Origin of the sequence: Streptomyces sp. SID13726 (assembly GCF_010548375.1) — a bacterium.
Taxonomy (GTDB): Bacteria; Actinomycetota; Actinomycetes; order Streptomycetales; family Streptomycetaceae; genus Streptomyces.
Window position 1 is genome coordinate 911,241 of the sequence record NZ_JAAGLY010000001.1, and the last position, 18,569, is coordinate 929,809.

Here is an 18,569-nt window from a genome sequence, read left to right on the forward strand (position 1 = left end):
GACATCTAGCCCTGGAACCGATACTCTTCGAGCAGCCTGCGACCGATGATCATTTTCTGGATCTCGGCGGTACCTTCACCGATCAGCAGCATCGGAGCCTCCCGGTAGAGACGCTCGATCTCGTACTCCTTGGAGAAGCCGTAGCCGCCGTGGATCCGGAAGGCGTCCTCCACGACCTCCTTGCAGTATTCGGAGGCGAGGTACTTCGCCATCCCTGCCTCAAGGTCGTTTCGCTCCCCGGAGTCCTTTTTGCGTGCCGCGTTGACCATCATCGCATGCGCGGCCTCGACCTTGGTAGCCATCTCGGCCAGCTTGAACTGAATCGCCTGGTGCTGAGCGATCGGCTTGCCGAAAGTGTGACGCTGCTGGGCGTACTGGACACCGAGTTCGAAGGCACGCTGAGCGACACCGCAACCACGCGCCGCCACATTGACGCGGCCCACCTCGACGCCGTCCATCATTTGGTAAAAACCTCGGCCGGTGGCCCCGCCGAGCACGCGATCGGCCGGAAGTCGCAGGCCATCCATGATCAGTTCGGTGGTGTCGACGCCCTTGTAGCCCATCTTGTCGATCTTCCCGGGGATGGTGAGACCGGGGCGGACCTCTCCGAAACCGGGCTCCTTCTCGATCAGGAAGGTCGTCATCGACTTGTGCGGCTTGGCGGCCGCTTCCTCGGGAGAGTGTCCTTCGTCACTTCGGACGAGTACGGCGACCAGAGTTGACGTTCCGCCGTTCGTCAGCCACATCTTCTGGCCGTTGAGGACGTACTCGTCGCCGTCCCTGACCGCCTTGGAGGTGATGGCGGACACGTCGGAGCCCAGACCCGGCTCGGACATCGAGAAGGCGCCCCGGACATCGCCGGCCGCCATGCGCGGCAGGAAGTGCTCCCTCTGCTCCTGGGTGCCGTGCTGCTTGAGCATGTACGCCACGATGAAGTGGGTGTTGATGATGCCGGACACCGACATCCACCCGCGGGCGATCTCCTCCACGCACAGCGCGTACGTCAGGAGGGACTCGCCCAGACCGCCGTACTCCTCGGGGATCATCAGGCCGAACAGGCCCAACTCCTTGAGCCCGTCGACGATCTGCTGCGGGTACTCGTCGCGGTGCTCCAGCTCCGTCGCGACCGGGATGATCTCCTTGTCCACGAAGTCCCGGACGGTGGACAGGATCTCCTGCTGGACGTCCGTGAGGCCGTGGGTCTGGGCGAGGCGTGCCATGGGGGTCAGCCCTCCTGAAGTTCCGGGCGGCCGGGCTGCTCGCCGCCGCGCTCCTTGATGTAGGTCTCGGTGGGCACCATGACCTTGCGGCGGAACACGCAGACCAGCGTGCCGTCCTGCTTGTAGCCCTTGGTCTCGACGTACACGATCCCGCGGTCGTTCTTCGACTTGGAGGGCCACTTGTCGAGCACGGTCGTCTGGCCGTAGATCGTGTCGCCGTGGAAGGTCGGCGCCACGTGCTTCAGCGACTCGATCTCCAGGTTGGCGATCGCCTTGCCGGAGACGTCCGGTACCGACATGCCGAGCAGCAGCGAGTAGATGTAGTTCCCGACCACGACGTTCTTGCCGAAGTCGGTCGTCTTCTCGGCGTAGTTGACGTCCATGTGGAGCGGGTGGTGGTTCATGGTGAGGAGGCAGAAGAGGTGGTCGTCGTACTCCGTGACCGTCTTCCCGGGCCAGTGCTTGTAGACCGCCCCGACCTCGAACTCCTCGTAGGTGCGCCCGAACTGCATGCTCACGCCTCCGGGATCTCGAACTTGGAGGTGCGCTGCATACCGGCCGCGCGTCCCTTGCCGGAGATGACCAGCGCCATCTTGCGGCTGGCCTCGTCGATCATCTCGTCGCCGAGCATCGCCGAGCCCTTCTTGCCGCCGGCCTCGGACGTGCACCAGTCGTACGCGTCCAGGATCAGCTCGGCGTGGTCGAAGTCCTCCTGCGAGGGCGAGAAGATCTCGTTGGACGCCTCGACCTGACCCGGGTGCAGCACCCACTTGCCGTCGAAGCCGAGCGCGGCGGCGCGCTGGGCGACCTCGCGGTAGCCGTCCACGTTGCGGATCTGGAGGTAGGGGCCGTCGATCGCCTGGAGGTCGTTCGCGCGGGCCGCCATCAGGATCTTCATCAGGATGTAGTGGTAGGCGTCCGCCGGGTAACCGGGCGGCTGCTCACCGACGACCAGCGACTTCATGTTGATCGACGCCATGAAGTCGGCCGGGCCGAAGATGATCGTCTCGACGCGCTGGGACGCGGTCGCGATCTCGTTGACGTTGTTGAGGCCCTGCGCGTTCTCGATCTGCGCCTCGATGCCGATCTTGCCAACCTCGAAGCCCATGGTCTTCTCGATCTGGGTCAGCAGGAGGTCGAGGGCGACGACCTGCTGGGCCGTCTGCACCTTCGGCAGCATGATGCAGTCGAGGTTCTGCCCTGCCCCCTCGACGACCGTGACGACGTCGCGGTACGTCCACTCGGTGGTCCAGTCGTTGACGCGCACGACCCTCGTCTTGCCGGTCCAGTCACCCTCGTTGAGGAACTTGACGATGGTGTGCCGCGCCTCGGGCTTGGCGAGCGGGGCGCACGCGTCCTCCAGGTCGAGGAAGACCTGGTCCGCCGGGAGGCCCTGCGCCTTCTCCAGGAAGCGGGGGTTGCTTCCCGGTACCGCGAGACACGAGCGGCGGGGACGCAGACGGTTGACGGTCATGCGGGGACCTCCAGGGGGTCGAGCTTGTTCGCTGTGCGGATCTCGTCGACGATCCGCCCGATGATTCCGGTGATGTCGAAGTCCTTCGGGGTGAACACCGCGGCCACTCCGGCTGCCCGGAGCTGTTCGGCGTCACCATTCGGGATGATGCCACCGGCGATCACCGGTATATCTGTGGCACCGGCCACACGGAGCCGGTCCAGGACGTCCGGCACCAGTTGCGCGTGCGAGCCGGACAGGATGGACAGGCCGACCGCGTGCACGTCCTCCGCGAGGGCCGCGTCCACGATCTGCTCAGGGGTCAGCCGGATGCCCTGGTAGACCACCTCGAAGCCGGCGTCACGCGCGCGCACCGCGATCTGCTCGGCCCCGTTGGAGTGTCCGTCCAGGCCCGGCTTGCCGACCAGGAAGCGCAGCTTGCCCACGCCGAGGTCCTTGGCGGTCACCTCGACCTTGCGGCGGACGTCGGCCATGGCCGAGCCCTCCTCCGCGGGCACCGCGACCGGCGCCGAGGAGACGCCCGTGGGCGCCCGGAACTCGCCGAACACCTCCCGCAGCGCCCCGGCCCACTCGCCGGTCGTGGCACCCGCGCGGGCGCACTCCAGGGTGGCCTCCATGAGGTTCCCGGTGCCCTTGGCGGCCTCCTTCAGCTTCTCCAGCGCCTTGCAGGGGCGCGGGTGGTTGAAGGGCGGCTGGTAGCGGGTGTCGCGCCAGTTCTGCAGCCCGGCGATCACGCGGGCCTCGACGGCCGGGTCCACCGTCTGGATCGCGGTGTCCAGGTCGGCCGTCAGCGGGTTCGGCTCGGTGCCCTCGAAGGCGTTGACACCGATGATCTTCTCCTGGCCGGACTCGATCCGGGCCCGCCGCTCGGCGTGCGAGGAGACCAGCTGCGACTTGAGGTAGCCGGACTCGACGGCGGCCATCGCGCCGCCCATCTCCTGGATGCGGTCGATCTCCGCGAGCGAGGCCCCGACCAGCTCGTCCACCTTCGCCTCGATGACCTTCGAGCCCTCGAAGATGTCCTCGTACTCCAGCAGATCGCTCTCGTACGCCAGCACCTGCTGGATGCGCAGCGACCACTGCTGGTCCCAGGGCCGGGGCAGGCCCAGCGCCTCGTTCCAGGCCGGCAGCTGGACGGCACGCGCGCGTGCGTCCTTCGAGAGGGTCACGGCCAGCATCTCGAGGACGATCCGCTGGACGTTGTTCTCCGGCTGCGCCTCGGTCAGCCCGAGGGAGTTGACCTGGACGCCGTACCGGAAACGGCGCTGCTTGGGGTTCTCGATGCCGTAGCGCTCGCGGGTGACCTGGTCCCAGATGCGGCCGAAGGCGCGCATCTTGCACATCTCCTCGACGAAGCGGACGCCCGCGTTCACGAAGAAGGAGATCCGCGCGACGACATCGCCCTTGCGGTCCTCCGGGATCTGGCCGGACGCGAACACCGCGTCGAGCACGGCGATCGCGGTCGACATCGCGTACGCGATCTCCTGGACCGGCGTGGCGCCCGCCTCCTGCAGGTGGTAGCTGCAGATGTTGATCGGGTTCCACTTGGGGATGTTGTTGACCGTGTAGCAGATCATGTCGGTCGTCAGACGGAGCGAAGGACCCGGCGGGAACACATGCGTGCCCCGCGACAGGTACTCCTTCACGATGTCGTTCTGGGTCGTCCCCTGGAGCTTGGTGATGTCGGCGCCCTGCTCCTCGGCGACGACCTGGTAGAGCGCCAGCAGCCACATGGCGGTGGCGTTGATCGTCATCGAGGTGTTCATCTGCTCCAGGGGGATGTCCTGGAACAGCCGGCGCATGTCACCGAGGTGCGCGATCGGCACGCCGACCCGGCCCACCTCGCCGCGGGCGAGGATGTGGTCGGAGTCGTAGCCGGTCTGCGTCGGCAGGTCGAAGGCCACGGAGAGCCCTGTCTGCCCCTTGGCGAGGTTGCGCCGGTACAGCTCGTTGGACGCCTCGGCCGTGGAGTGGCCGGCGTACGTGCGCATGAGCCACGGCCGGTCCTTCTCCCTTGCCCCGTCGGCGTTCTGACGCTCAGTCATCTATGACCCCGGGTGTCTCAGATGTTGCGGAAGCGGTTGATGGCGTCGAGGTGCCTGGCGCGCATCTCCTCGTCGCGCACGCCCAGGCCCTCCTCGGGGGACAGGCACAGCACGCCGACCTTGCCCTGGTGGAGGTTGCGGTGCACGTCGTAGGCCGCCTGGCCGGTCTCCTCCAGGGAGTAGACCTTCGACAGGGTCGGGTGGATCTTGCCCTTCGCGATGAGCCGGTTGGCCTCCCAGGCCTCGCGGTAGTTGGCGAAGTGCGAGCCGATGATCCGCTTCAGCGACATCCACAGGTAGCGGTTGTCGTACTCGTGCATGTAGCCCGAGGTCGAGGCGCAGGTGGTGATGGTGCCGCCCTTGCGGGTGACGAACACGGAGGCGCCGAAGGTCTCGCGGCCCGGGTGCTCGAAGACGATGTCGATGTCCTCGCCCCCGGTGAGCTCGCGGATGCGCTTGCCGAAGCGCTTCCACTCCTTGGGGTCCTGGGTCTGCTCGTCCTTCCAGAACCTGTAGCCCTCGGCGTTGCGGTCGATGATCGCCTCGGCGCCCATCGAGCGGCAGATGTCCGCCTTCTGGTCGCTGGAGACGACACAGATCGGGTTGGCGCCACCGGCGAGCGCGAACTGCGTGGCATACGAGCCGAGTCCACCGCTCGCGCCCCAGATCAGGACGTTGTCGCCCTGCTTCATGCCGGCGCCGTTGCGGGAGACCAGCTGCCGGTAGGCGGTGGAGTTCACGAGCCCCGGGGCGGCGGCCTCCTCCCACGACAGGTGGTCGGGCTTCGGCATCAGCTGGTTCGACTTGACCAGCGCGACCTCCGCGAGGCCGCCGAAGTTGGTCTCGAAGCCCCAGATCCGCTGCTCGGGGTCGAGCATGGTGTCGTTGTGGCCGTCGCTCGACTCCATCTCGACGCTCAGGCAGTGCGCGACGACCTCGTCACCGGGCTTCCAGGCGTTGACGCCGGGGCCGGTGCGCAGGACGACGCCCGCGAGGTCGGAGCCGATGATGTGGTACGGCAGGTCGTGGCGCTTGGCCAGGTCGTTGGTGCGGCCGTAGCGCTCCAGGAACCCGAAGGTCGACAGCGGCTCGAAGATCGAGGTCCACACCGAGTTGTAGTTGACACTCGATGCCATGACGGCGACCAGGGCCTCGCCCGGGCCCAGTTCGGGCACCGGCACGTCGTCGAGGTGGATCGACTTGCGCGGGTCCTTGTCGCGGGATTCCAGGCCCGCGAACATCTCCGTCTCGTCCTTGTGCACGGTGATCGCGCGGTACGACTCGGGGAGCGGCAGGGCGGCGAAGTCGGCCGGAGTCGAGTCCGGCGACTGGATCGCTTCCAGGATGTCCTTGGTGGTCACGGTGTTGCCTCCGGCGATACGCGTCCTGAGGGAGGGACGCTGAGGGTTACGTCGGTGCCGTCGGTTCGGCGGTGGTGGTGCTCGGCAGCGCTTTGTGGCGCGGGAGGTTGCCTGTGACGCAGGCGTCCGGACGGCCAAGCCGGTAAGGCTTGTCGGGACAGCCGGACACCCTCAACGTAAGACACCGCGTGCCACCGTGCAAGGCACTGAGTGCCAGAGATTGCTCTCAGGTGAAATCTTTACGTAACAAATGAGCGATGATCGATCATTGTTACCGGCAAGTAGGTACTAAAGGGCATCAGCCAGACACGCCAGATACAGCGCCATCGCCGTCCGTGGCTCCCGCACCCCGCGCCCGCTCAGCTCCTCGATCCTCGCCAGCCGGTACAGCAGCGTGTTCCGGTGGATCGCCAGCCGCTCCGCCGTCCGCACCAGCCGGAACCCGCACTCCGCCCACGCGATCAGCGTCTCCCGGGTGACCGGCCAGTCCTCCCGCTCGCGCACTCCCGCGAGCAGCACGGCCGCATACCGGGCGCGTTCCTGCCGTACGACGGACGCCACCAGCTGGGGCACACGCAGCTCGGTGACGTCGAACACCCGGCCGTCCGGATCGAGCCGGGGCCCGGCACGCAGTGCCAGCGCTGCGTCCCGGTACGAGTCGTGCATCCCGGTGATGCCCCGGCCCGGTTCGCCGATTCCGGCCCACGCGTCGGCCCCGTGCCGCTCGGCGACGCGCTCGACCAGGGCGTGGCACCGCCCGACGAGCCCCGCGCCCCCGGCCCGCAGTACCAGGTACCGCCCGGCCGCCAGCTCGCCGGCCACGTCCTGGCCGCCGTCGAACACCTCCCGCACGGTCCGCAGCAACGACAGCCGGGACACCCCGCCCGCCCGGACGTCCAGCACCACCGCGGCACGCGGCCGCCCCGGATCCACCCCCAGCTCGCCGAGCCGCGCCTCCACCGTCTCGGCGTCGACCACGTCCGGGTCGTAGAGCGCGATGTCCCGCACGCAGTCGTCGACCGCCCGCTCGTGCAGCAGCCGGGAGCGCAGCAGCGCGGCCTCCTCCAGCAGGATCTCGGTCTGCCGCTGCACCACCAGGCCGAAGCGGCGCACCTCCTCCGGCTCACCGGTCAGACAGACCGTGCCGACCGCCTCCGCACCGACGATGATCGGCAGACTGGTGCCGGGCAGCACCCCGCGCAGCCGTCCGGCCTGCTCGGCGGTGTGGGTGGCCGGGCGCCGGGTGCGCAGCACCTCGTACGACGCCTCGTGGACCGTGCCGAGACGGCCGGTGTCGCCGCAGCCGATCACGACGGCCTCGCGGTCGGTGATCAGCACGTTGAAGCCCGTGATGCGCCCGATGTCGCAGGCGATCTCCTGCGCGAGCGCGGGGGTGAGCACGTCGGCCGCTGCCATGGACGGAAGGTACAGCGACGGCCCGGAATCAGGGGAGGCCGATCGTGCACTTCGTACGATGACGACTCCGCCACCGGTCCCTACCTTTTTCGGCCATGTCCCCCTCACTCGAGAAGTCCCGGCCCACCAGAACCCTCCCCCAGAGGGGGTACCCCCAGCTGATCACCCTCTACGCGGGCGGCGGTGAGTTCTGCGACGGCTACATCCTCAGCATCATCGGCGTCGCGCTCCCGCTCGTCAGCAGCGACTTCGACCTCGGCTCCACCATGTCAGGCCTCGTCGGATCGGCCTCGCTGATCGGCATGTTCGTCGGCGGACTCGTCTTCGGGTACGTCACCGACCGCATCGGCCGGCAGAAGGTGTACCTCCTCGACATCACCGCGTTCATCGTGCTGTCGGTCGCCCAGTACTTCGCGCCCGACGCCTGGACGCTCACCCTGCTCAGGTTCGCCATGGGCATCGCGATCGGCGCCGACTTCGCCATCGCGGGCACCATCGCCTCCGAGTTCGCGCCCCGCAAGTCACGGGGGCCGCTGCTCGTCGTCATGGTCACCATGTGGTCGGTGGGCGCGGCGACCGCGTACGTCGTCGGCTGGCTCATGATGCGCTCCGGGCACGACGACTGGCGCTGGATGATGGCCAGCAGCGCGATCCCGGCCGCGCTGATCCTGCTGCTCCGCTTCGGCACCCCCGAGTCCCCGCGCTGGCTGATGAACCAGGGCCGGACCGCGGAGGCCCAGCAGGTGGTCCGCCAAATGCTGGGCCCGGACGCCGACTTGAGCGACCTGGAGGCCGAGACCACCAACCGCAGCCGCTACACCGACATCTTCCAGGGCGTCTATCTCCGCCGCACGATCTTCGTGGGGGTCTTCTGGGCCTGCCAGTTGCTCCCGATCTACGCCATCACGACCTACGAGCCGACCATCCTGACCTCCCTCGGCCTGGAGCACGGCAACAGCGCCTACCTCGGCTCGGTCGCGCTCCAGATCTTCTACATCCTGGGCTCGCTCTCCGGGATCCTCTTCGTCAACAGGGGCCGCAGACCACTGCTGTTGTGGAGTTTCGCACTGTCGGCGGTCCCGCTTCTCGCCCTGTCCTTGCTCGCCGATCCGAGCCCGGCGGCCGTCCTGGTCCTGTTCGCGGTGTTCGGGGTGGCGTCCTTCTCCAGCCAGTGCCTCCAGGCCATCTATCCCTCGGAGTTGTTCCCGACGGGCGTCCGCGCCACCGCCAACGGCTTCGCGACCGGGGCGAGTCGAATCGGCGCCGCGATCGGCACATGGGGCGCCCCGGTGGTCCTCGGCCACAGTACCCGGCTCGCGATGTTCCTCGGTGCGCTGATCTGCGGGGTCGGCTGGCTGGTGTCCTACCGCCTGGCCCCCGAGACCAGCGGCAAGAGCCTCGCGGAGTCGAGCGGCGACGGCACGGTCGTCGCCCCGGCCGTGAAGGAGCTCTCGTGACCCCCTCCTCCGTCCTGATCGTCGGCGGCGGAGTCGTCGGCCTGGCCTGCGCCCACTATCTGGGCCGGGCCGGGCTGGGGGTCACCGTCCTGGAACGCGACCGCCTCGGCAGCGGAGCCTCCCGCGGCAACGCCGGCGAGGTCTGCCCCGACCTGGTCGAACCGCTGGGCGCACCGGAAGTGGCGAGGAAGGCGGTGACCGGCCTGTTCCGCCCGACGAGCCCCCTGTGGATCAACCCGGTCCCCAGCCTCCCGCTCCTGCGCTTCCTGACCCGCCTGGGACTGCACAGCACGTGTCATCGCTACGGCACCGGCGCCGCGTCCCTCGCCGCGCTCGCCGAGGACACGTTCACGCTGTTCGAGGAACTGGAGGCGCTCGGCGTGGACGGCGGGGCGGCGAAGGAGGGATTCCTGTTCGCGTACCCGTCGGAGGAGGAGGCGGCGCACGGGCTGGCGGGGTTTCGCGGGCTGGGGGCGCCGGTGGGGGAGCTGCTGCGAGGGTCCGCCCTGGTGGAGACGGAGCCCGCGCTGGGTCCCGCGGCCCGCGCGGGCTTCCTCGTGGAGCGCCAATGGTCCCTGGACCCCGGCCAGTTCGTGGACACGCTCACGGAACGGCTCCGCCGGGACGGGGCCGAACTGGTGGAGGGGGCGCGCGTGACCGCCGTACGGGACGACGGGGGCCGCGCGGAGGTCCGTACGACCGCCGGGACGTACACGGCGGACACGGTGGTCCTGGCGGCCGGGGTGTGGTCCCGGGAGCTGTGCCGCTCGCTCGGCGTACGGATCGACCTCGCGGCCGGGAAGGGGTACAGCTTCTCTGTCCCGACGGACCGGCTTCCGAGTCGGCTGGTCCACCTGGGGGCGGCGAAGGCGGTGCTGACGCCCCTGGGCAAGGGCGTCCGGGTGGCCGGAACCATGGAGTTCGACCGCGACCCGGACCGCTTCCGGCAGGGCCGGGTGGAGGCGCTGGTCGCGGCGGCACGGCCGTATTTGCCGGGCGCGGATTGGGCCCGTAGAGAGCAGGAGTGGATGGGTCCCCGCCCGATGACCCCGGACGGTCTTCCTCTGATCGGCCCGGTGCCGGGTCACCCCCGTGTCCTGCTGGCGACCGGCCACAACATGCTGGGTCTGATGCTGGCTCCGGCGACGGGACGACTTGTCACCGGGTTGGTGACGGGTCAGGCGTCCCCCGGACTTGCGGCGAAATTCTCACTGACTCGGAGGTGATGCTCTTAGGGGCGCGGGGCTGTATCGATGTGCGGCTCCGCCGCGTGGGCGCGACCAGCGCCCACTCACCCGCACCCGTCAACGTTCCTTGAGCGCCTGCTCAATAGCCCGCATCACTTCATCAAGCGGCGCATCCGTCCGAGCGACAGTGACCAACACCTCGCCCTGAGACGTCACCGAAGCAGGAGCCGGCCGGGGCGAGGCGTCCCGCCCCGCCCCGATACCCGTCCCGAAAGTCTTCCGCACGATCGAGAACGCATGATCCAACTGCGCCTCCACATCCCCCTGCCCACCCGCCCGCAGCCACCGCCTGAGCACATGGTTGTGAGCCGTGACCACGGCCGACGCGGCGACCTCCGCCAGCAGCGGATCGTCGTTCGCGTCGTCGTCATGCGCGTGCTCGTCGAAGTGCCCGAGCAGATACCGCGTGAACAACCGCTCGTACCGGGCCACGGACGCGATCTCCGCCTCCCGCAGCGTCGGCACCTCGCGCGTCAGCTTGTAGCGGGCGACCGAGATCTCCGGCCGGGCCGCGTACATCTTCATGACTTCCTTGATGCCACGGCACACCGTGTCGAGCGGATGCTCGTGCGCGGGCGCCGCGTTGAGCACCGACTCCGCCCGGATCAGCGTGTCGTCGTGGTCGGGGAAGATCGCCTCTTCCTTGGACCGGAAGTGGCGGAAGAAGGTGCGGCGGGCGACCCCGGCCGCGGCCGCGATCTCGTCGACGGTGGTGGCCTCGTACCCCTTGGTGGAGAACAGCTCCATCGCGGCGGCCGCCAGTTCACGGCGCATCTTGAGCCGCTGGGCGGCCGCGCGACTGCCTGCGGCACTTTCCGGCGCGTCGGGCGTGGCTGGTGTACGGGAGGACTTGGCGGGCTGGGGCATGCCCCGAACGTACTGCATGTATGCAGGATGATGCGCGTGTCCGGGGTTCCCCCCGCCCGGGACGGACGGGGGGCCGCCGGTCCCCGGCGGGGGAAGGCTGCTCGGGTCGAGCAGCCCGCCCCAGTCCTCACCGCCTCTGAACCAGTCGCCGACCCGCTCAGCGCCGGGCATATTCGCGGAAGCCACGGCCGGTCTTGCGGCCGAGGCAGCCCGCGGCCACCAGGTGCTCCAGGAGCGGGGCCGGAGCGAGGCCCGGGTCGCGGAACTCGCGGTGCAGGACCTTCTCGATGGCGAGCGAGACATCGAGCCCGACGACGTCCAGGAGCTCGAAGGGGCCCATCGGGTAGCCGCCGCCCAGCTTCATCGCGGCATCGATGTCGTCAAGAGACGCGTAGTGCTCCTGCACCATCTTGATCGCGTTGTTGAGGTACGGGAACAGCAGGGCATTCACGATGAAGCCCGCACGGTCCCCACAATCAACCGCGTGCTTCTTGATCCGTCCACACACCTCGTGAACTGTTGAGTGGACGTCCTCGGCCGTCAACACCGTACGGACGACCTCGACCAGCTTCATCGCCGGCGCCGGGTTGAAGAAGTGCATACCGATCACGTCCTGCGGGCGCGAGGTGGCACGGGCACAGGCGACGACGGGCAGCGAGGAGGTCGTGGTGGCCAGGACCACGCCCGGCTTGCAGACCTTGTCCAGCGCCTGGAACAGCTGCTGCTTGACCTCCAGGTCCTCGGCGACGGCCTCCACGGCCAGGTCGACGTCCGCGAAGGATTCGTAGGAGCCCGCCGCGGTGATCCGGTCCAGGGTCTGCGCGGCCGCCTCGGCGGTCATCCGGCCCTTGTCGACGGAGCGGGAGAGCGACTTGCCGATCCGGGCCTTCGCCGTCTGCGCCTTCTCCTCGCTGCGGGCGGCGAGGACGACCTCGTAACCCGCCTTGGCGAAGACCTCGGCGATCCCGGACGCCATGGTCCCGGAGCCGGCGACCCCGACGGAGCGCACCTCGCGGCCCGCGGCCTTCTCCGAGCTCTCCAGGGGAGTCAGCGCGTCCCGCACGACCGCCGCGCTGCCCGGGGCCTCGTACGTGTAGAAGCCGCGTCCCGACTTACGGCCGGTCAGCCCCGCCTCGCTGAGCTGCTTGAGGATCGGGGCGGGGGCGTGCAGCCGGTCGTGGGACTCGGCGTACATGGCCTCCAGGACCGTGCGCGCGGTGTCGACACCGATCAGGTCGAGCAGGGCGAGCGGGCCCATGGGCAGTCCGCAGCCGAGCCGCATCGCCGCGTCGATGTCCTCGCGGGAGGCGTACTTCGCCTCGTACATCGCGGCGGCCTGGTTGAGATAGCCGAACAGCAGGCCGTCGGCGACGAAGCCGGGCCGGTCGCCGACCGCGACGGGCTCCTTGCCGAGGTCGAGGGCGAGGTCGGTGACCGCGGTGACGGCGGCCGGCGCGGTGAGCACCGAGGAGACCACCTCGACCAGCTTCATCGCGGGCGCCGGGTTGAAGAAGTGCAGTCCGAGCACGCGCTCCGGGCGGGCCGAGTCGGCGGCCAGCCGGGTCACGGACAGGGCGTTGGTACCGGTCGCGAGGATCGCCTCGGGGCGCACGATGCCGTCGAGTTCGCGGAAGATCTGGTGCTTGATCTCGTACGACTCCGGCGCCACCTCGATCACGAGGTCGGCGTCGGCCGCCGCACGCAGGTCGGTGGAGGTGCGGATGCGGGCGAGGACGTCCGCGCGCTCCTGCTCGGTGAGCCGGCCGCGCTCCACGGCACGGGCGGTCGCGGTCTCCAGGGCGGCGACGGCCTTGGCGGTCTGCGCCTCGCTGATGTCGATGCCGACGACCTCGCGGCCGGCCTTGGCGAGGACCTCGGCGATACCGGTGCCCATGGTGCCGAGGCCGACGACGGCGATCGTCCTGAGCGGGGACAGGGAGGGGTCGGACAGGGGAGTGGCCATCGCGGAACTCCTGGAATGAGGGTGACGACTGGGAGCGCGACCCGGTACGCCGAGGGGCGCACCGGGTGCGTGAGGCATTGCGGAATGCGGGTGGTGCCGGGCTGCGAGCGCACACGCCCGGGCCGTCGTCGCGAGCCCTGCACAGAGCCCGGAGAACGGTGGAAGCCGACCGGCCCTGTCCCAGACCGAGTCGTACTGGTAGTGCTGGTGGTACCTGAGGTACCGAACCGACTGCTCTCACGGCGGCTGCGTCACCAGGCCGTCATGAGGAGTTCCGCGAGTGGGTAACTCGCTCGTCTGAGCTTAACCGGTGGGTAACGAGCGCGCCAGCCCCCTGTGTTTGTGATGTACGTCCCGGGACCGGGACGGTCACTCTAGGCTGCGTGTCATGGACGAAGAGTTGCGATCACTCGCGGAGCGCTTACGGCAGGAGTCGGGAGCGTCGGCGGGCTACGACCGGCTGGTGGCCACCGAGGACCCCGACGAACTGGCCGGAGTCCTCACCGAGCCCGGACAGCCGCTGTGGGCCCGGGAGCTGGCCGCGTTCCGGCTCGGACTCGCCGGGGACCGCCGGGCCTTCGAGTCGCTCGTCCTGCTGCTCAACCACCGCGATCCACCGCGCTGCGCCTCCGCCGCCCACGCCCTCGCCCGCCTCGGCGACCCGCGCACCGCCCGCGCGGCCGCCACCCTCGCCACCAACGAACTCCGCGTCGCCTACGCCCTGCACCCGGTCCGGCTGCTGGCCGAACTGGACGCGCCCGAGTCCGTACCCGCCCTGATCACCACGCTCCGGCGCCGGCTGCGCCCGCACGACCCGTATCGCCGGGTGGCCCTGGCCTGTGTGGAGGGGCTGGGCACCCTGGGGGACGCCCGCGCCAGGCCCGTACTGAACGAGGCGCTCGCTCATCCGGCGCTGGCGGAGGAGGCGGTGCGGGCGCTCAAGCGGATTCCTCGGCAGCGGTGAGGTGGGGTTCGCGGTGGGTGGTGGTGGGTGGCGGTGGGGCGGGGTGTTCTGTGCCTGAGTGCCTGAGTGCCTGAGTGCTGGTCAGCCGGTCAGTCGGTCAGCTTTCTTGCGTACCGCACCTCTGGTACCGCGACCCCGTCCACCTCGAAGGGCTCCTCGGCGCCGTCGGCCTCGAAGCCCTCGCGTTCGTAGAAGCGCCGGGCGCGGGTGTTGCCCTTCAGGACCCACAGGAGCATGCGGGGGTGGCCGGCGGCCGTGGAGCGTCGTACGGACTCCTGGAGCAGGGCGTGTCCGATGCCGCCGCCGGACCGTCGCGCGTCCACGTAGATCGCGTACAACTCGGCGTCCCCGGTGCGGAGTTCGCCGTCGCGGTAGGGGCCGTGACAGGCCCAGCCGAGGATCTCGCCGTCCCGCTCGGCGACGAGGTCCACGACGCTGCCGCCGCCCCGACCGAACCGGGCCCGGCGGTGTTCGGCGTCCCGCGCCACGCTGAGCGCGTCGAGGAACGGCTGGGGCATCAGGCCCCGGTACGCACTCTGCCAGCCCCGGACGCGGATCTCGGAGACACGGTCGCAGTCGGCGAGGGTCATCTCGCGGATGAGGAGACGGTCGGCCATGACGGCACCCTAGGGGCGGTCCGAACCGGCGGCCTCCGATTATTCGGGCGCCACTGTCTGTTCGCGTACCACCGTTTGTTCGGGCACCACCGCGAACGCCTCCACCTCCATCAGGAACTCCGGCCGCACCAGAGCCGCCACCTGCACCGCCGAGGCCGCGGGGAGCCGGTCGTCGGGTATGTGCTCGGTGCGGGCCGCGCGGAGCGCTGGCATGTGGGCCATGTCCGTGACGAAGTAGGTGAGTTTGACGACGTCGTCGAAGGTCGCCCCGGCGGCGGCCAGGCAGCGGCGGAGGTTCTCGAAGACCTGGCCGGCCTGGGCGGTGGCGTCGCCCCCGCCGACCGGCTTGCCGTCCTCGTCGAGCGCGACCTGGCCCGAGATCGCGACGAAACGGCCGCGGCCCAGCACCACATGGGAGTACTGGGCCGCGGGTGCGACCCCGGCGGGGGCGGGAATCCTGGTCAGCTCACTCATGCGTCCATGGTGGACCATGGGACTGACAACGCCCCCGACGGAGTGTCAGGCGCTCAGCCGTGGAAGCCGAGCAGCCCGTGCAGGGTCGAGCCGTGCGAGGACGTCGACGCCGCCTTGGACGTCAGCGGCTTCGGGTCCGGCAGCGTCGGGCAGACCGCGTCCGCCTGGCCGCCGCCGCGCGGCACGGTGCCGTCGGTGAGGTACTTCGCCAGGTACTTGTCCAGGCAGGCGTTCCCGCTCAGCGTGATGCCGTGGTTCCCGCCGCCCTGCTCGACGACGAGGCTGGAGTGGGCCAGCAGCCGGTGGACCGTCGCGCCGCCATGGTACGGGGTCGCCGCGTCGTTCGTCGCCTGGAAGAGCAGCGCCGGCGGCAGCTTGCCGTTGGCGACGTTCACCGGCTTCAGCGACGAAGTGGGCCAGAACGCGCACGGTGCGTTGTACCAGGCGTTGTTCCAGGCCATGAACGGGGCCTTCTCGTACACCGCCCAGTTGTCCTTCTGCCACTGCCGCCAGTCACGCGGCCAGGAGGCGTCACGGCACTGCACCGAGGTGTAGACGGAGTAGCCGTTGTCCCCGGCCGCGTCCACCGCGGCGAAGTTCTCGTACGCCTCCACCAGCGGGTCGGCGTTCTTGTTGTTCACGTACGCCGAGAACGCCTCGGCCAGATAGGGCCAGTAGCCGTTGTAGTAGCCGCCCGGGATGAAGGTGTCCTCCAGCTCCGAGGCGCCCACCTTGCCACCGGCCGGCTTCTTGGCGAGGGCCGCGCGCATCGCGTACCACTTGGCCTCGATCTTCTCCGGGTCGGTGCCGAGCTTGTACGTCGAGTCGTACTTGGCGATCCAGGCCATCAGCGCGCGGTGGCGGTCGTTGAAGGCGTAGTCCTGGGCGAGGTTGTCGTCGTACCAGACGCCGGTCGGGTCCACGATCGAGTCCAGGACCAGACGGCGCACCTGGTGCGGGAAGAGCTTGGCGTAGACCGCGCCCAGATAGGTGCCGTACGAGTAACCGAAGTAGTTGATGCGCTGGGCGCCGAGGGCCTGGCGGATCGAGTCCATGTCCTGCACGGCGCTGATGGTGTTGATGTACGGCAGCACGCTCGCGTACTTCTTGCCGCAGGCGGCGGCGAACGACTTGGCGCGCTTGAGGTTCGCCTTCTCCAGGGCCGAGCTGCTCGGCACGGAGTCAGGGCGGACCGGGTTGAAGTAGCCCGGCGAGCAGTTGAGCGCCGGCTTGCTGCCGCCGACCCCGCGCGGGTCGAAGCCGATGACGTCGTACTGCGCCGCGACCGCCTTGGGCAGCGCGGAGGCGACGAACCCGGCGAGCGTCAGACCGCTGCCGCCGGGACCGCCGGGATTCACCAGCAGCGGCCCCTGGTACTTCTTCGCGGTGTGCGGCACCCGCGACAGCGCGAGGGTGATCTGCTTCCCGCGCGGGTGCGCGTGGTCCAGCGGCACCCCGAGGGACGCGCACTGAAGCGTCGGATAGTCGGCGGTACCGCACTTCTTCCAGCTGAGCTTCGCCACTTGAGCGGCCCGCGTCACCTGCGGAGCGCTCGCGTCGGCGGGAACGGCACTGACGGTCCCGGCCACGACGACCGCGGCACCGCACAGCACGGCTGCGCGTTTTCTCATGGAGTCCTCCCAGGACGGAGGTTTGCGAACCGCGAGGACCACGGTCCACGCGGCATCGTCCCGGAAAGCGCGCCCGGAAGAACGTGTTCTGGCAATACTTGACCCAATTGGGCCGCCGGATGCGCTCGAACGCTCTCAGATCAGCGTCAGTTGCGTCGTTTCCGGCAACCGGCTCTCCGTCGGCTCCGGTTCCCGGATGCGGCGGGGCATTCCCGGGCCCGAGGGGCCGATGCCGTACTCCTGGGCCAGTTCGTGGACCTGGCGGGTGATGCGGCGCTGGTACCACTTGGGGGCGTAGGCGCCGTCGGCGTAGAGGCGTTGGTAGCGGCGGACCAGGTGGGGGTGTTCGTGGTTCAGCCAGGTCATGAACCATTCGCGGGCGCCCGGGCGGAGATGGAGGACCAGCGGGGTGACCGAGGTGGCTCCGGCGGCGGCGATCGCGCGCACGGTGGAGCGCAGCTGAGCCGGGCTGTCGCTCAGGAAGGGGATCACCGGGGCCATCAGGACGCCGCAACTCAGGCCGTGTTCGGTCAGGGTGCGTACGGCGTCCAGGCGGCGGTCCGGAGCGGGGGTGCCCGGCTCCACGGTGCGCCACAGCTCGCGGTCGGTGAAGCCGACCGAGACCGAGATGCCGACGTCCGTCACCTCGGCGGCCTGCTTCAGGACGTCCAGGTCGCGCAGGATCAGCGTGCCCTTGGTCAGGATCGAGAAGGGGTTCGCGTGGTCGCGCAGGGCGGCGAGGATGCCCGGCATCAGGCGGTAGCGGCCCTCCGCGCGCTGGTAGCAGTCGACGTTGGTGCCCATCGCTATGTGGTCGCCGGTCCAGCGGCGTGAGCCCAGCTGGCGGCGGAGCAGGTCCGGGGCGTTCACCTTGACCACGATCTGCGAGTCGAAGCCGAGCCCGGTGTCCAGGTCCAGATAGCTGTGGGTCTTGCGGGCGAAGCAGTACACGCACGCGTGCGAGCAGCCGCGGTAGGGGTTCACCGTCCACTCGAAGGGCATGCGGGAGGCGCCCGGTACCCGGTTGATGATCGAGCGGGCCCGGATCTCGTGGAACGTGATCCCGGCGAACTCGGGTGTGTCGAAGGTACGGCTGACCACCGCGTCGGCGCCGAAGAGGGCGGCGTCGGCCCGTCCGTGTTCCGCGGACTCGGTGAGGTTCTCCCAGCGCATGAGGCCTCCTCGGTAGCACTGCCCTCCGAGTGAAACACTTGTTCGATTTCTTGTGCAACCCCGATTTGGGCGGCCGTGGGCGAGGGTGGTTGGCTTGCTCCAAGCCCGAGAACTTGAAGTCCTGGAGGAAGTCGATGGCGCAGGTCGAGGCCACTACGGAGCGGATCGTCGCGGCGGACGCGGAGAAGGTGTTCGACGCCGTCGCCGACTACAGCGGCACCCGCGGCAAGGTGCTGCCCGAGCAGTTCAGCGAGTACGAGGTCCGCGAGGGCGGCGACGGCGAGGGCACCCTCGTCCACTGGAAGCTCCAGGCCACCAGCAAGCGCGTGCGCGACTGCCTCCTGGAGGTCAGCGAGCCCACCGACGGCGAACTCGTCGAGAAGGACCGCAACTCCTCCATGGTCACCACCTGGCGGGTCACCCCGGCCGGCGAGGGCAAGTCCCGCGTCGTCGTGACCACCACCTGGGACGGCGCCGGCGGCATCGGCGGCTTCTTCGAGAAGACCTTCGCCCCCAAGGGCCTCGGCAGGATCTACGACGCCCTCCTCGACCGGCTCGCCACCGAGGTCGAGAAGTAAGTCCCGCGCGCTCGGCGGTCGTTGATCCCGGTCACCGGATCGAGTGGATCTCCGTCCGGACCACCGATGTGCCGTAACTCGT

Annotated in this window: 16 protein-coding genes; 4 read left to right on the plus strand and 12 right to left on the minus strand. The window is 69.4% G+C overall.

Annotated elements, in window-relative coordinates:
- Positions 1-5 precede the first annotated feature (5 nt).
- The 6 genes from G3I78_RS03825 to G3I78_RS03850 form a co-directional block, all read right to left on the minus strand.
- Complete coding sequence (locus tag G3I78_RS03825) at positions 6-1,220, minus strand: acyl-CoA dehydrogenase family protein (protein WP_164421274.1); 1,215 nt, start codon at positions 1,218-1,220, stop codon at positions 6-8.
- A 5-nt stretch (positions 1,221-1,225) separates the two neighbouring features.
- Positions 1,226-1,732, minus strand: coding sequence for a MaoC family dehydratase (locus G3I78_RS03830; protein WP_007385824.1), 507 nt, complete (start codon positions 1,730-1,732; stop codon positions 1,226-1,228).
- 2 nt (positions 1,733-1,734) lie between these two features.
- The gene (locus tag G3I78_RS03835; protein ID WP_164421275.1) at positions 1,735-2,694 is read right to left on the minus strand and encodes a CoA ester lyase; all 960 of its coding nucleotides are present in this window, start codon (positions 2,692-2,694) and stop codon (positions 1,735-1,737) included.
- On the minus strand, positions 2,691-4,739 hold the full coding sequence (locus G3I78_RS03840) for a protein meaA (RefSeq protein WP_164421276.1): 2,049 nt from the start codon (positions 4,737-4,739) through the stop codon (positions 2,691-2,693). The genes G3I78_RS03835 and G3I78_RS03840 overlap by 4 nt, the downstream gene beginning before the upstream one ends.
- 17 nt (positions 4,740-4,756) lie before the next feature.
- Complete coding sequence (gene ccrA / locus G3I78_RS03845) at positions 4,757-6,100, minus strand: crotonyl-CoA carboxylase/reductase (RefSeq protein ID WP_164421277.1); 1,344 nt, start codon at positions 6,098-6,100, stop codon at positions 4,757-4,759.
- 288 nt (positions 6,101-6,388) lie between these two features.
- The gene (locus G3I78_RS03850) at positions 6,389-7,516 is read right to left on the minus strand and encodes a sugar diacid recognition domain-containing protein (RefSeq protein ID WP_164421278.1); all 1,128 of its coding nucleotides are present in this window, start codon (positions 7,514-7,516) and stop codon (positions 6,389-6,391) included.
- Positions 7,517-7,611: 95 nt separating this feature from the next.
- Here G3I78_RS03850 and G3I78_RS03855 point away from each other — a divergent pair, with 95 nt between their 5' ends.
- The gene (locus G3I78_RS03855) at positions 7,612-8,973 is read left to right on the plus strand and encodes an MFS transporter (RefSeq protein WP_164421279.1); all 1,362 of its coding nucleotides are present in this window, start codon (positions 7,612-7,614) and stop codon (positions 8,971-8,973) included.
- Entirely contained in the window at positions 8,970-10,199 is a 1,230-nt protein-coding gene (locus G3I78_RS03860; RefSeq protein ID WP_164421280.1) for an FAD-dependent oxidoreductase, read from the plus strand. The genes G3I78_RS03855 and G3I78_RS03860 overlap by 4 nt, the downstream gene beginning before the upstream one ends.
- Positions 10,200-10,277: 78 nt before the next feature.
- Here G3I78_RS03860 and G3I78_RS03865 read toward each other — a convergent pair whose 3' ends face one another.
- Positions 10,278-11,105 carry a TetR family transcriptional regulator gene (locus G3I78_RS03865; RefSeq protein WP_203614102.1) on the minus strand — a complete coding sequence of 276 codons (828 nt, stop codon included), beginning with the start codon at positions 11,103-11,105 and terminating at the stop codon, positions 10,278-10,280.
- 139 nt (positions 11,106-11,244) lie between these two features.
- Positions 11,245-13,050: a 3-hydroxyacyl-CoA dehydrogenase gene (locus G3I78_RS03870; protein WP_164421281.1), complete on the minus strand. Its 1,806-nt coding sequence runs from the start codon at positions 13,048-13,050 to the stop codon at positions 11,245-11,247.
- Positions 13,051-13,438: 388 nt separating this feature from the next.
- Here G3I78_RS03870 and G3I78_RS03875 point away from each other — a divergent pair, with 388 nt between their 5' ends.
- Positions 13,439-14,014: an adenylosuccinate lyase gene (locus G3I78_RS03875; RefSeq protein ID WP_164421282.1), complete on the plus strand. Its 576-nt coding sequence runs from the start codon at positions 13,439-13,441 to the stop codon at positions 14,012-14,014.
- A gap of 89 nt (positions 14,015-14,103) precedes the next feature.
- Here the strand turns inward: G3I78_RS03875 and G3I78_RS03880 are convergent, their stop codons facing one another.
- The 4 genes from G3I78_RS03880 to G3I78_RS03895 all read right to left on the minus strand — a co-directional run bounded on the left by G3I78_RS03880 (position 14,104) and on the right by G3I78_RS03895 (position 17,909).
- Entirely contained in the window at positions 14,104-14,631 is a 528-nt protein-coding gene (locus tag G3I78_RS03880; protein ID WP_164421283.1) for a GNAT family N-acetyltransferase, read from the minus strand.
- A gap of 39 nt (positions 14,632-14,670) precedes the next feature.
- Positions 14,671-15,105, minus strand: coding sequence for a RidA family protein (locus tag G3I78_RS03885; protein ID WP_164421284.1), 435 nt, complete (start codon positions 15,103-15,105; stop codon positions 14,671-14,673).
- Between the two features lie 53 nt (positions 15,106-15,158).
- A complete protein-coding gene (locus G3I78_RS03890) occupies positions 15,159-16,736 on the minus strand; it encodes an alpha/beta hydrolase (RefSeq protein ID WP_164421285.1) in 1,578 nt (525 codons plus the stop codon).
- A gap of 135 nt (positions 16,737-16,871) precedes the next feature.
- Positions 16,872-17,909: an Rv2578c family radical SAM protein gene (locus G3I78_RS03895; RefSeq protein WP_164421286.1), complete on the minus strand. Its 1,038-nt coding sequence runs from the start codon at positions 17,907-17,909 to the stop codon at positions 16,872-16,874.
- A 134-nt stretch (positions 17,910-18,043) separates the two neighbouring features.
- Here G3I78_RS03895 and G3I78_RS03900 point away from each other — a divergent pair, with 134 nt between their 5' ends.
- Positions 18,044-18,487 carry an SRPBCC family protein gene (locus G3I78_RS03900; RefSeq protein ID WP_164421287.1) on the plus strand — a complete coding sequence of 148 codons (444 nt, stop codon included), beginning with the start codon at positions 18,044-18,046 and terminating at the stop codon, positions 18,485-18,487.
- The last annotated feature ends 82 nt before the right edge of the window (positions 18,488-18,569 follow it).

Excerpts from the sequence above, each read along its gene's own strand:
- G3I78_RS03825 (WP_164421274.1), bottom strand. The coding sequence starts at position 1,220 with ATGGCACGCCTCGCCCAGACCCACGGCCTCACGGACGTCCAGCAGGAG.
- G3I78_RS03830 (WP_007385824.1), bottom strand. The coding sequence starts at position 1,732 with ATGCAGTTCGGGCGCACCTACGAGGAGTTCGAGGTCGGGGCGGTCTAC.
- G3I78_RS03835 (WP_164421275.1), bottom strand. The coding sequence starts at position 2,694 with ATGACCGTCAACCGTCTGCGTCCCCGCCGCTCGTGTCTCGCGGTACCG.
- G3I78_RS03840 (WP_164421276.1), bottom strand. The coding sequence starts at position 4,739 with ATGACTGAGCGTCAGAACGCCGACGGGGCAAGGGAGAAGGACCGGCCG.
- G3I78_RS03850 (WP_164421278.1), bottom strand. The coding sequence starts at position 7,516 with ATGGCAGCGGCCGACGTGCTCACCCCCGCGCTCGCGCAGGAGATCGCC.
- G3I78_RS03855 (WP_164421279.1), top strand. The coding sequence starts at position 7,612 with ATGTCCCCCTCACTCGAGAAGTCCCGGCCCACCAGAACCCTCCCCCAG.
- G3I78_RS03865 (WP_203614102.1), bottom strand. The coding sequence starts at position 11,105 with ATGCAGTACGTTCGGGGCATGCCCCAGCCCGCCAAGTCCTCCCGTACA.
- G3I78_RS03870 (WP_164421281.1), bottom strand. The coding sequence starts at position 13,050 with ATGGCCACTCCCCTGTCCGACCCCTCCCTGTCCCCGCTCAGGACGATC.
- G3I78_RS03875 (WP_164421282.1), top strand. The coding sequence starts at position 13,439 with ATGGACGAAGAGTTGCGATCACTCGCGGAGCGCTTACGGCAGGAGTCG.
- G3I78_RS03880 (WP_164421283.1), bottom strand. The coding sequence starts at position 14,631 with ATGGCCGACCGTCTCCTCATCCGCGAGATGACCCTCGCCGACTGCGAC.
- G3I78_RS03885 (WP_164421284.1), bottom strand. The coding sequence starts at position 15,105 with ATGAGTGAGCTGACCAGGATTCCCGCCCCCGCCGGGGTCGCACCCGCG.
- G3I78_RS03890 (WP_164421285.1), bottom strand. The coding sequence starts at position 16,736 with ATGAGAAAACGCGCAGCCGTGCTGTGCGGTGCCGCGGTCGTCGTGGCC.
- G3I78_RS03895 (WP_164421286.1), bottom strand. The coding sequence starts at position 17,909 with ATGCGCTGGGAGAACCTCACCGAGTCCGCGGAACACGGACGGGCCGAC.
- G3I78_RS03900 (WP_164421287.1), top strand. The coding sequence starts at position 18,044 with ATGGCGCAGGTCGAGGCCACTACGGAGCGGATCGTCGCGGCGGACGCG.